The following is an 11,954-nucleotide window of genomic DNA, read 5'->3' on the forward strand; positions in this document are numbered from 1 at the left end:
AATGATTAATCACAAACACACTCAAGGCTTTACCTTAATCGAACTCGTGGTCGTTATTATCGTACTGGGGATTTTAGCGGTTATCGCAACACCGAAATTTATCGGCATGAGCAAAGAGGCGCGGGAGAAAAGCCTACTGCAACTCCAAGCCAGCGTAAAAACCGCCAATACCTTAGCCTATTCCAAGACCCAAATGCCGAGCTTGCAGAGTCAAGCCGTTGCTGGGCGTGACGATATTATCGACATCGACCTTGATGGTGATGGCAAAGCCGAAACCCGCCTAAAATGGGGTTATCTGGACAATACCGATATCGAGAAATGGATTGTGAAAGACGATAAACTCGTTATTCAATACCAAGGCATTGATATTACTTACATCGGCTACGACTTGAATGACAACACCTTAGCCGACGACGATCAGTGTTATTTCCGCTACACCCAAGCCGCCGATGCCAGCACACCACCGCTTTACGATATCAATATCCAAGGCTGTTGATGACGCATAAAAAACGACGCTAAGCGTCGTTTTTTATTTATGACACAACCACAGGACTAAGGCGTTAACGCCTCGCGGGTAAACTCTTCATGGTCACACTCGGGACAATCGGGGATCACTCCCGGGAACTCAATACTCATTTCATGACCGCAGTTAGTGCACACCATCACCCCTTGGCTGACGATATCACCGCTCTGGTAATAGCCGTGGTGTTTAAAATCTTGCGTCAGCTCGTGCCACTCCACTTGGCTACGGTCAGTGATTTCACTTAACCAATGCCAAAGGGTGTTTTCGAGGGTGATCACCGTTGGGCTATGGCTTAAACTGTCGGCATTTTGCTCACGCAAAAAGCTGGCGATATCACGCTTTAGGAATTGCTCCACTAAGGCGAGCTCATCTTCCCCCGCTTGTTCTTTGAGGCGTAAAAACTCCTTCCCTTGAGTGACAGACTTAAATAAATTCTTTGCAGTCAGCGAGTTATCTTCCGCAAATTGCGCTTTCACTTCGTTAATTAAGGCTTGATACAGTCCTAGTAGCGCACTACTTCTATCATTCATAACCAATACTCCTTCATAGAACCTTTTTAATGCATCGCTTCTAGTTTATTCTATGCAGATCTTATTCGCGTCGATATGGCGTTAGATCAAATAAATAGGCGGCACTGCCGGAAATAGCGTGATGCAAGAGCAATATAATCCCTCAGAAATTGAAGCCTTAGTGCAAAAGCACTGGCACGACAACAAAACCTTTGAAGTTACTGAAGATGCGAACAAAGAAAAGTTTTATTGCCTTTCGATGTTCCCCTATCCTTCAGGTCGACTGCACATGGGACACGTTCGCAACTATACCATAGGCGATGTGGTTGCCCGCTTCCAGCGTCTTCAAGGCAAAAACGTGCTACAACCTATCGGTTGGGACTCTTTCGGTTTGCCTGCAGAAAACGCCGCAATCAACAACAAAACCGCTCCAGCACCATGGACTTATCAAAACATTGAGTACATGAAAAACCAGCTAAAACTGCTGGGTTTTGGCTATGACTGGAGCCGTGAAATCGCCACTTGTACCCCAGAATATTACCGCTGGGAACAATGGTTCTTCACTAAACTGTACGAAAAAGGCTTAGTTTACAAGAAGACCGCTTCTGTTAACTGGTGCCCTAACGATGAAACCGTACTGGCTAACGAGCAAGTACAAGACGGTTGCTGCTGGCGTTGTGATACCCCTGTAGAACAAAAAGAAATTCCACAGTGGTTCATTAAGATCACCGCCTACGCCGAAGAACTGTTAAACGACATCGACACTTTAGACGGCTGGCCTGAACAAGTTAAGACCATGCAGCGCAACTGGATTGGTCGCAGCGAAGGCGTGGAAATGACCTTCGGTGTAGCGGGTAGCGACAAGTCATTCGACATTTACACTACCCGTCCAGATACCTTAATGGGCGTAACCTATGTGGCGATTGCAGCGGGTCACCCATTAGCCGAATTAGCGGCTCAAACTAACCCTGAGCTTGCCCAATTCGTTGAAGAGTGCAAAAACAGCACCACGTCTGAAGCCGATTTAGCCACCATGGAAAAACGTGGTGTAGCAACTGGCCTATACGCCATTCACCCAATCACTGGCAAACAAGTGCCAATTTGGGCGGCTAACTTCGTCCTGATGAACTACGGCACAGGTGCAGTGATGTCAGTTCCAGGTCACGACCAACGCGATTACGAGTTTGCGAAAAAGTACAACTTAGCCATTGAAGCGGTGATCAAACCTGTTGACGGCGAGTTAGACATCAGCGAAGCGGCTTACACCGAAAAAGGTGTACTGTTTAACTCTGGCGAGTTCGACGGTTTAGACTTTGACGGTGCCTTCAATGCCATCGCCGACAAGTTAGTCGCTGAAGGAAAAGGCAAACGTCAAGTAAACTACCGTCTACGCGACTGGGGTGTATCACGTCAACGTTACTGGGGCGCGCCAATTCCTATGGTGACCTTAGCCGACGGTACTGTTATCCCAACACCTGAAGATCAACTGCCAGTTATTCTGCCAGAAGATGTAGTGATGGACGGTATCCAAAGCCCAATCAAGGCCGATAAAGAATGGGCGAAAACTCAAGTTAATGGTCAAGATGCCCTGCGCGAAACCGATACCTTCGATACCTTTATGGAATCTTCTTGGTATTACGCCCGTTACTGCAGCCCACAGGCTGACCAAATGTTAGATCCAACCAAGGCTAACTACTGGTTGCCAGTAGATCAGTACATTGGTGGTATCGAACACGCCTGTATGCACTTGTTATACTTCCGCTTCTTCCACAAGTTGCTGCGTGACGCGGGTCTAGTCAACACTAACGAGCCAGCAAAACAACTGCTGACTCAGGGCATGGTATTGGCCGATGCTTTCTACTACACCAACGACAAAGGTGCCCGTGTATGGGTGTCGCCGCTGGATGTAGTGACCACAGAAAAAGACGACAAGGGCCGTATCACTAAGGCTATCGACAAAGACGGTAACGAGCTGGTTTACACCGGTATGAGCAAGATGTCTAAGTCGAAAAACAACGGTATCGACCCACAGGTGATGGTTGAGAAATACGGCGCCGACACAGTACGTCTGTTTATGATGTTCGCCTCTCCACCAGAATTAACCCTGGAATGGCAAGAGTCTGGCGTTGAAGGCGCGCACCGCTTTATCAAACGTCTGTGGAAACTGGCCAGCGATTATGTGGCGCAGGACAACAGCGAAGCACTAGACGTTAGCAAATTAACTAGCGAGCAAAAAGCACTGCGCCGTGAAGTACACAAGACTATCGCTAAGGTGACCGATGATATCGGCCGTCGTCAGATGTTCAACACTGCGGTTGCCGCCGTGATGGAACTGATGAACCACCTGCAAAAAGCGCCACAAACCACAGGTCAAGACCGAGCCATTATCGGCGAAGCCTTAACTGCGGTAGTGCGTTTACTGTACCCAATCATCCCGCACGTGAGCTTCACCCTGTGGAATGAACTGGGCAACACCAACAGCATCGAAGACAGCCAATGGCCAACCGTCGATGAATCTGCACTGGTAGAAGACAGCAAACTCATCGTGGTACAAGTGAACGGTAAAGTGCGCGCTAAGATCACAGTCGCAGCCGATGCTGACCAAGCATCAGTTGAAGCCTTGGGTATGGCGGACGAGCAAGTCATCAAGTACTTAGATGGTGTTACTGTTCGTAAAGTTATCTATGTACCCGGTAAACTGCTCAGCATCGTTGCCAACTAACATCGTTGCTGTGATAAACGGATGCTGTCCACAAGACAAACAGGAAACCGCGAAAACTTATGCTAATTAAACGCTTAGCTTTCGCAATCATGGCGCTGGTCATTATGACCAGCGCAGGTTGCGGTTTTAAGCTTCAACGTAGCTACCAAATCCCCGAGCAGCTCAATCAACTCAGTTTGAGCAGCTCGGACGAATACAGCGAACTCACCCGTTTGGTGCGTGAGCGGTTACGTTTGAACAACGTCAAGATTGTCGATGCCGCCAATGATGTGCCAGTGTTAAGGCTCATCACCGACTCCTTAGAGCGTTCTACCCTGTCACTTTACCCTACGGGCAATGTGGCTGAGTATGAGCTTATCTATTTCGTCGAATTTGCCGTGGCCTTGCCGGGCAAAGAGGCGCAGCCTTTCAAGATTGAAATTCGCCGCGATTACTTAGACGACCCTCGCACCGCACTGGCGAAAAGCCGTGAGATGGAACTGTTAGTCAAAGAAATGCGTATCCAGGCGGCCGACCGGATCCTGCAATCCATGGCCAGCACAGAGGTGAATTAATGCAGGGTCCAAATTAATGTGGCACTGCAATAAAATGTGGAGAGTGGTTTAAATGCGTGTTTATCCTGATCAACTCTCCCGCCATCTCAATCCGCTTCACGCTTGCTACCTGATTTTTGGTGATGATCCTTGGTTGCTCGAAACCTCCAAGGATCACATTCGCCAAGCAGCCAAACGCCAAGGGTTTGAAGAGCGCGTTCAGTTAATTCAAGAAACGGGTTTTAACTGGGGTGACTTGACCCAAGAATGGCAATCCATGAGCCTGTTTTCTAGTCGACGCATCATTGAGCTAACTCTGCCCAACGCAAAACCCGGTGCAGATGGTTCGGCGGCACTACAAGCGTTGCTGCAAACGCCAAATCCTGATGTGTTGCTGATCCTCGAAGGCCCAAAACTCGCCAGCGAGCAAACCAATAGCAAGTGGTTCAAAACCTTGGATAGTTTAGGGATTTATTTGCCCTGCACTACGCCAGAGGGCGACCAATTCAGACGTTGGCTCGACTCACGTATCGCACACTTTAAGCTGAATTTACAACCCGATGCGCGCGCTATGCTGTACACACTCTACGAAGGGAATTTACTCGCCGCAGATCAGGCCATGCAGTTACTACAACTGTTAAGCCCAAGTCAGCCTATCGGTGCTGACGAGTTAAGCCATTACTTTGAAGATCAATCCCGCTTTACCGTGTTTCAGCTCACCGATGCACTGCTGAATAATCGCCAAGACAGTGCTCAGCATATGTTGGCCCAGCTCAACGGTGAAGGCACGGCCATGCCGATTTTACTCTGGGCCTTATTCAAAGAGTTGCAGCTACTGCTTAGCCTCAAGAGTGAACAAGCCCAAGGCGCGCCCTTAAATAGCTTGTTTGGTAAACATCGAATTTGGGATAAACGCAAACCCTTGTACCAGACCGCGTTGCAGCGCTTAAGCCTCACCCAAGTCGAACATATGCTTGCCTTCGCGTCTAAGCTGGAGCTGAACCTAAAGCAATTAGGCCATGAAGATTGGACAGGGCTTAGCCACCTGTGCTTATTATTCGATCCTAAGGCCCACGGCCATTTGGCCCATATCAGCTTAGATTAAGGCACTGACTGAATGCGTATCGGTATTTTAGGCGGCACCTTCGACCCCATACATTACGGCCATATTCGCCCCGCGATGGAAGTCAAAGCGAGTCTCAAGCTGGATAAAATACTGCTGATGCCCAACCATATTCCGCCGCATAAAAACACCACCCACTCGAGCACGGCGCAGCGGCTCGAAATGGTCGCGCAGGTATGTGAGGCATTAACAGGTTTCGAGCTGTGTGATATCGAAGCTAAACGTGACAGTCCATCCTATACGGTTGTCACCCTTCAGCAGTTAAGTCGGCTTTATCCCGATGACGAACTGTTTTTTATCATGGGGATGGATTCATTTATTCACCTGCAAAGCTGGCACAAATGGCAACAACTGTTTGAATTAGCCAATATTGTGGTATGTCAGCGCCCAGGCTGGCATTTAGCCGAAGGGCACCCAATGCAGCATGAGCTCATTGCACGTCACGCAACGCTTGAAGACTTAAGTCACTCAAGCGCGCCGCAACATGGGCGCATCTTTACCGTCGATATCAGCCCACAGGATATTTCGTCCACTCAAATTCGCTCACAGCTGGCCATGGGGGAAATTCCGCTGGACGCCCTCCTACCCGTCACTCTAAATTACATTCAAAAACAACGGCTTTATTTTTCTTAGACCGAAAATCAAGCGCTATTAGTACAAACTCAGCCGCGAAGATCGCTAAGAGAATGTATTCCCCCGCTTAAGACTGATATACTAGCGCGCTATTTAAAATGAATGAGGTACATCAGCGTGCAGAGCGCCGAATTAAAGCAGTTTGTTGTCGACAAAATCGACGATTTAAAAGCCCGTGACGTCGTGGTTATCGATGTCAGCAACCAATCTAACATCACTGACTATATGGTGATTTGTTCAGGTACATCTAAAACTCACGTGAAAGCGATCGCCGAAAACCTCGTGCTCGAAGCGAAAGCCGCTGGCATTCCACCAATCGGTATCGAAGGCCGCGACAGCAGCGAATGGGTATTGGTGGATATGGGCAACGTGATCCTGCATGTTATGCAAGACCAAACCCGCGATTTCTACCAGCTTGAAAAGCTCTGGTCAGAAAAGCAAGCCTAATGAAGTTGCAACTTATCGCAGTAGGGACACGGATGCCCGATTGGGTCACCCGCGGCTTTGAAGAGTACCAACGCCGCTTCCCCCGAGATATGGCGCTGGAACTTATCGAAATCCCTGCCGGCAAGCGCGGAAAAAACGCTGATATCGTTCGTATCCTGCAGAAGGAAGGCGAGCAAATGTTAGCGGCAATCCCTAAGGGCAATCACATTGTCACCTTAGATCTTCCCGGCAAAAACTGGACTACGCCAGAATTGGCGACCGCCATGAACAAATGGCAACTCGATGGTCGTGATGTGAGCTTACTGGTTGGCGGCCCCGAAGGCTTAGCGCCCGCCTGTAAGGAAGCCGCCCATCAGAGTTGGTGCCTATCGGCATTGACCCTGCCCCATCCTCTGGTGCGGATTGTGGTTGCCGAAAGCTTATACCGCGCGTGGAGCGTGAACACCAATCACCCTTATCACAGAGAATAGCGGGATCTTGATGTTAACGAGTGTCAACCACCCGGATGGGATCAGCTGGAGATAGCCTAAGTGTCGCCAAAAAAGCGGATAACCATGCACGACCACGCCGCCGAGGCGTCACTGTTTAAGCGCCGTGCGCTGTTCACTTTTTTTTGTGTTGTCGCCCTCCTGAGCGTGTTGGTGACCAATCTTTATCACCTTCAGGTTGAATCCTATAAAGATTACGCAACACGTTCTAATGACAACCGTATTCGCGTCGTGCCCATCGCCCCCAGTCGTGGCCTGATTTACGACAGAAACGGCGTACTCCTCGCCGAAAACCAACCCTTTTATTCCCTCGATCTGGTGCCTGAAAAAATTGCCAATATGTCCGAGACCTTGGACGAATTGGGCAAGTTAATCGAGATCACCCCTGATGAGCGTGAAACCTTTACCGACGCCTTAAAGTTTCACCGCCGCTTTAAACCGCTTACCCTTAAAAATCAGCTGACTGAAGAGCAAGTGGCGATTTTTAGCGTGAACCAGCATCGCTTCCCAGGGATATCCGTCGAGGCGGGTTTAAAGCGTAACTACCCCTATGCGAGCCAGCTCACCCATGTGCTGGGCTATGTGGGCAAAATCAACACCCGCGATCGCGCTCAATTGGAGCGTAACGATCAATGGAAGAATTATGCCGCCACCAAGGATATTGGTAAGCAAGGCATTGAAAAGTTTTATGAATCTCTGCTGCACGGTACGCCGGGCCACCTCGAAGAAGAAGTGAACAACCGCGGCCGGACTATCCGCACCCTTAAAATTGTGCCACCGGAGCCTGGGCAAGATATTTACTTAACCCTCGATTTGCAATTACAGCAAAAGGCCGTGGAATTACTCCAAGGTCACCGTGGCTCGATTGTCGCGATCGACCCGAGGGACGGCGGCATCTTAGCCCTAGTTTCAAGCCCAAGTTACGATCCAAACCAGTTCGTCCAAGGGATTAACAGCAAAGATTACAGCGATTTATTGAACGATAAATCCCGCCCGCTGATTAACCGCGCCACCCAAGGCCAATATGCACCGGCCTCGACGGTCAAACCCATTATCGCCCTACTGGGGTTAGATGAAAAAGCCGTCACCGAGCACACTCGTATTTGGGACCCTGGCTTTTGGCAAATCCCCGGCGTTGAGCGTAAATACCGCGACTGGAAACGTTGGGGCCATGGCTGGGTCAACGTCTACAGCGCCATCGTCGAATCCTGCGATACCTATTTCTATGAATTGGCTTATAAAATCGGTGTCGACCCTATCGCCCGCTTTATGGAGCAATTCGGCTTTGGACAAAATACCGGTGTCGATATTTTCGAAGAGTCGGCGGGCAATATGCCGTCGAAGGACTGGAAACGCTTAAAATACAATCAGGCTTGGTACATTGGCGACACGATTTCCGTGGGTATCGGCCAAGGCTACTGGACTGCAACGCCATTGCAATTGGCCAGCGCCACCGCCATCCTCGCCAATGATGGCCGCCGCTTCCCGCCACATTTGTTAAAGTCGATTAAAGATAATACGGCCAAAATTGACTCGCCAATTAACGAGTTACCGCCAATTGAGCTTAAAAACCCGCGCAACTGGAAAATTATCAACGAAGCCATGCGCCAGACTGCTCATAAGTCGCGTTTTACCGACGCCAGCTACACGGCCGCGATGAAAACCGGTACGGCGCAGGTCATTGGCGTAGCCGAAAACACTAAGTACGATGCCAATAAGATTGCCGAGCATTTCCGCGATAACGCCCTCGTTGTCGCCTACGCACCCTTTGAAGATCCGAAAATCGTCCTCGCGGTGGTAATGGAAAACGCCGGCTGGGGTGGCGCAAACGCAGGGCCAGTCGCCCGCGCCATGCTCGATGAATACATGCTAAGAGACACTTGGAAACCAACGCCATGAGTGCCCAACCACGTCAAAATATCTGGCAACGAATGCATATCGACTTGCCCTTACTGCTCGGTCTGTTTGCCGTCATGGGCTTTGGCCTGTTTGTTATCTACTCCGCCAGCGGTGAAGATCTTGGCATGATGGAGCGCCAACTGTTTAGGATGTTTTTATCCCTAGGCATTATGTTTACCATGGCGCAGATCAATCCCGAGGCGCTAAAGCGCTGGGCCCTACCGATTTACCTTGCGGGGATTGTACTGCTACTTGGGGTACATTTTTTTGGCGAAATCAATAAAGGCGCGCAGCGCTGGTTGAACTTAGGCTTTATGGAGTTCCAGCCATCGGAACTGATTAAACTCGCCTTCCCTATCACTATGGCGTGGTATATCAGTAAGTTCCCTTTGCCGCCGAAGAAACGCTACCTTGCAGGTGCGGCGGTGATTTTGTTAGTCCCGACGCTGTTAATTGCCAAACAACCTGACTTAGGTACCTCGATTTTGGTTGCGGCATCGGGCATTTTCGTGCTGTTTTTATCGGGCATGAGCTGGGCGATTGTGGGTGGTTTTATTGCCGCCGTATTAGCCTTCTTGCCGATCCTCTGGTACTTCCTGATGCACGATTACCAAAGAACCCGCGTTATGACCCTACTAGATCCGGAGAAGGATCCGCTAGGTGCCGGTTACCACATCATTCAATCGAAAATCGCCATTGGCTCCGGCGGTCTCTGGGGCAAAGGTTGGCTTGATGGCACCCAATCCCAATTAGAATTTATCCCCGAACGTCACACCGACTTCATCTTTGCGGTGATCGGTGAAGAGTTTGGCCTGATAGGCAGTATTATCCTGCTCCTGATGTATCTGTATATCATCGGACGCGGCTTAGTCATCGCCTCTCGCGCACAAACCAGCTTCGCCCGCCTCCTTGCAGGCAGTATCACATTGACTTTCTTCGTTTATGTTTTTGTGAATATTGGTATGGTTTCAGGTATCCTGCCTGTGGTGGGTGTACCTTTACCCCTTGTCAGTTATGGTGGTACTTCCATGCTGACATTGATGACAGGGTTTGGCATTCTTATGAGCATTCATACCCATAGACGTTTTGTAGATAGATAATTTTTAGGGACTTTTTAATGCCTATTCTTCGAGCTTGTTTGGCTCCACTGGCAGTACTTTGCCTCAGTTCATATCTCCTTGGTTGCTCGACGGCAAACGAGCCTGCGGCACCTACACCGCCTCCAAGTGCGGCCGTGACCACACAGGCCCCTGCGCCAGTCTTACCCGAAGCCTTAAAGGCAGAATTTATTAAAACCCAAATGGCACAAGGCTTTACCCAAGCCGAAGTTGAAAGTTTTTTAGCAAAGGCCAACTACAACCAAGCCGTTATCGATGCTATTTCTCGCCCTTGGGAAGCCAAGCCTTGGCACCAGTATTATCCGATTTTCCTCACCGAAAAACGCCTCAATACAGGTCTAGCCTTCTGGAAAAAACACGAGGCAACGATTGCCAAGGCCGCGACAAAGTACCAAGTCGAGCCACAAATTATTGTGGCCATTATTGGTATCGAAACCTTCTATGGTCAGTACACAGGTAATTATCCGGTAATCGACGCGCTCTATACCTTAGGGTTTTATTACGAGCCAAGGGCCACCTTCTTTCGCAAGGAGTTTGGCGAGCTGATGAAGTTGGTAAAAGAAGAACACTTAGATATCAATAGCCTCAAGGGTTCCTACGCCGGAGCCATGGGCTTTGGTCAGTTTATTCCTTCAAGCTACCGCCACTATGCCGTGGATTTTGATGGCAGCGGCAACCGTGATTTGCTCCAGAGTCCAGAGGATGCCATTGGCAGTGTCGCCAATTATTTCCATGAACACGGCTGGCAATTGCACGCGCCCGTTGCGATCCCTTTAGTGAACAGCAGTACCAATGCGCCTAAAGCCAAAGTGTGGGCCGGCGAGAAGTTACACTACAAGGTTTCTGATATTCTCTCACCAAGCTTATCGCTGGCCACCGCCCGCGATTTAGATGCCTCGCAAAAGGCCATGCTCATCGAGCTGGAACAAGTGGATAGCAAGGACTACTGGTTAGGACTCAATAACTTTTATGTGATCACCCGTTATAACCGTAGCCCTTTGTATTCCATGGCCGTTTACCAATTTAGCCAACAACTGAAGCAACAACATGACGCTAAAAAATAACCTTTTACCGCTCTTGATGCTCGGCTGCTGTTTTGCGCTCGCGGCCTGCTCGAGTTCTAATTCTGGCTCGGCCAGCGAGAAGAACAAGAACATGGATCCCAATAAGGGCCGTTACGCGCTTAAAAACGATAAGATGCCCATCAATCCACCCAATGTGGACCATGTGCCAAACGCGACCCCCAAATACGAGCCCTACAGCCGTCGCGGTAATAAACCTTACACGGTTTATGGTGAGTCCTATACGGTGTTAGATTCGGGCCAAGGCTTTTCCGAAACGGGCCGTGCCTCGTGGTACGGCGAGAAATTCCATGGCTATGAGACATCGAACGGCGAACCCTACGACATGTATGGCATGTCAGGTGCCCACAAGACCTTGCCCCTGCCGAGCTATGCCCGCGTCACTAACTTAGATAACAATAAGCAGGTGATTATTCGGATTAACGATCGCGGCCCTTTCCATTCGGACCGGATTTTAGACTTATCCTACGCCGCCGCTTATAAGCTGGGTATGTTAGGCACAGGCACCGCACGGATTAAGCTAGATGTGATCTATATTGGTACTCAGGCCGCGACACAATCGGCCATAGCCAGTATCCAATCCTCAGGCAATCACTACATACAATTGGTGGCTTCGAAGGATCAGCATAGGCTGAACAAAATGGCGAAGGATCTGGAGAAGAAATATCAGGTCAAGACCCGTGTACAACCGGCAAACAATATGTATAGACTGCAGCTCGGTCCAATTGGCCAAACCGAACTGGCCGACCGATTACTCAATAAAGTGAAACAAGACGGTTACCCCGAAGGCTATATGGTTTTAGAGTAGTGACCGCTCACTATAAGATGTAGATTTAGCTTAAAAATACCCCAGATGAAGGAACCTTCACTGAAAACC

At 49.5% G+C, this 11,954-nt stretch carries 12 protein-coding genes; 11 read left to right on the top strand and 1 reads right to left on the bottom strand.

Features of this window, described 5'->3' with window-relative positions:
- The first annotated feature begins 1 nt into the window (after position 1).
- Positions 2-496 carry a type II secretion system protein gene (locus B5P39_RS06560; protein ID WP_176399874.1) on the top strand — a complete coding sequence of 165 codons (495 nt, stop codon included), beginning with the start codon at positions 2-4 and terminating at the stop codon, positions 494-496.
- Between the two features lie 56 nt (positions 497-552).
- Here B5P39_RS06560 and B5P39_RS06565 read toward each other — a convergent pair whose 3' ends face one another.
- A complete protein-coding gene (locus B5P39_RS06565; RefSeq protein ID WP_011621790.1) occupies positions 553-1,053 on the bottom strand; it encodes a zinc ribbon-containing protein in 501 nt (166 codons plus the stop codon).
- Positions 1,054-1,174: 121 nt separating this feature from the next.
- On the opposite strand from B5P39_RS06565, the gene leuS reads away from it, so the two are divergent.
- From leuS to B5P39_RS06615, 10 genes are all read left to right on the top strand, one after another.
- Positions 1,175-3,754: a leucine--tRNA ligase gene (gene leuS, locus B5P39_RS06570; RefSeq protein WP_088210891.1), complete on the top strand. Its 2,580-nt coding sequence runs from the start codon at positions 1,175-1,177 to the stop codon at positions 3,752-3,754.
- Between the two features lie 59 nt (positions 3,755-3,813).
- Positions 3,814-4,308, top strand: a complete 495-nt coding sequence (locus B5P39_RS06575) for an LPS-assembly lipoprotein LptE (RefSeq protein WP_011621788.1) — start codon at positions 3,814-3,816, stop codon at positions 4,306-4,308.
- Positions 4,309-4,360: 52 nt separating this feature from the next.
- Positions 4,361-5,392, top strand: a complete 1,032-nt coding sequence (gene holA / locus B5P39_RS06580) for a DNA polymerase III subunit delta (RefSeq protein ID WP_088210892.1) — start codon at positions 4,361-4,363, stop codon at positions 5,390-5,392.
- Positions 5,393-5,404: 12 nt separating this feature from the next.
- Positions 5,405-6,043 carry a nicotinate-nucleotide adenylyltransferase gene (gene nadD, locus B5P39_RS06585; RefSeq protein WP_088210893.1) on the top strand — a complete coding sequence of 213 codons (639 nt, stop codon included), beginning with the start codon at positions 5,405-5,407 and terminating at the stop codon, positions 6,041-6,043.
- A gap of 117 nt (positions 6,044-6,160) precedes the next feature.
- Positions 6,161-6,490: a ribosome silencing factor gene (gene rsfS / locus B5P39_RS06590; RefSeq protein ID WP_037430791.1), complete on the top strand. Its 330-nt coding sequence runs from the start codon at positions 6,161-6,163 to the stop codon at positions 6,488-6,490.
- Entirely contained in the window at positions 6,490-6,960 is a 471-nt protein-coding gene (rlmH, locus tag B5P39_RS06595; protein ID WP_011621784.1) for a 23S rRNA (pseudouridine(1915)-N(3))-methyltransferase RlmH, read from the top strand. Before rsfS ends, rlmH begins: the two co-directional genes overlap by 1 nt.
- A 60-nt stretch (positions 6,961-7,020) precedes the next feature.
- On the top strand, positions 7,021-8,877 hold the full coding sequence (gene mrdA / locus B5P39_RS06600) for a penicillin-binding protein 2 (RefSeq protein ID WP_086903351.1): 1,857 nt from the start codon (positions 7,021-7,023) through the stop codon (positions 8,875-8,877).
- Positions 8,874-9,977, top strand: coding sequence for a rod shape-determining protein RodA (rodA, locus tag B5P39_RS06605; protein ID WP_011716116.1), 1,104 nt, complete (start codon positions 8,874-8,876; stop codon positions 9,975-9,977). The genes mrdA and rodA overlap by 4 nt, the downstream gene beginning before the upstream one ends.
- Before the next feature lie 17 nt (positions 9,978-9,994).
- Positions 9,995-11,059 (top strand): lytic murein transglycosylase B, encoded by a 1,065-nt coding sequence (gene mltB / locus B5P39_RS06610; protein WP_088210894.1) that lies wholly within the window; start codon positions 9,995-9,997, stop codon positions 11,057-11,059.
- The gene (locus tag B5P39_RS06615; RefSeq protein ID WP_088210895.1) at positions 11,043-11,885 is read left to right on the top strand and encodes a septal ring lytic transglycosylase RlpA family protein; all 843 of its coding nucleotides are present in this window, start codon (positions 11,043-11,045) and stop codon (positions 11,883-11,885) included. Before mltB ends, B5P39_RS06615 begins: the two co-directional genes overlap by 17 nt.
- The last annotated feature ends 69 nt before the right edge of the window (positions 11,886-11,954 follow it).

The sequence above is a fragment of the Shewanella sp. Shew256 genome, from assembly GCF_002196695.1.
In the GTDB taxonomy this organism is placed as follows: domain Bacteria; phylum Pseudomonadota; class Gammaproteobacteria; order Enterobacterales; family Shewanellaceae; genus Shewanella; species Shewanella mangrovisoli.

What these genes read in the sequence shown, in the direction of transcription:
- B5P39_RS06560 (WP_176399874.1), top strand. Translation starts at nt 2, where the DNA reads ATGATTAATCACAAACACACTCAAGGCTTTACCTTAATCGAACTCGTG.
- B5P39_RS06565 (WP_011621790.1), bottom strand. Translation starts at nt 1,053, where the DNA reads ATGAATGATAGAAGTAGTGCGCTACTAGGACTGTATCAAGCCTTAATT.
- leuS (WP_088210891.1), top strand. Translation starts at nt 1,175, where the DNA reads ATGCAAGAGCAATATAATCCCTCAGAAATTGAAGCCTTAGTGCAAAAG.
- B5P39_RS06575 (WP_011621788.1), top strand. Translation starts at nt 3,814, where the DNA reads ATGCTAATTAAACGCTTAGCTTTCGCAATCATGGCGCTGGTCATTATG.
- holA (WP_088210892.1), top strand. Translation starts at nt 4,361, where the DNA reads ATGCGTGTTTATCCTGATCAACTCTCCCGCCATCTCAATCCGCTTCAC.
- nadD (WP_088210893.1), top strand. Translation starts at nt 5,405, where the DNA reads ATGCGTATCGGTATTTTAGGCGGCACCTTCGACCCCATACATTACGGC.
- rlmH (WP_011621784.1), top strand. Translation starts at nt 6,490, where the DNA reads ATGAAGTTGCAACTTATCGCAGTAGGGACACGGATGCCCGATTGGGTC.
- rodA (WP_011716116.1), top strand. Translation starts at nt 8,874, where the DNA reads ATGAGTGCCCAACCACGTCAAAATATCTGGCAACGAATGCATATCGAC.
- mltB (WP_088210894.1), top strand. Translation starts at nt 9,995, where the DNA reads ATGCCTATTCTTCGAGCTTGTTTGGCTCCACTGGCAGTACTTTGCCTC.
- B5P39_RS06615 (WP_088210895.1), top strand. Translation starts at nt 11,043, where the DNA reads ATGACGCTAAAAAATAACCTTTTACCGCTCTTGATGCTCGGCTGCTGT.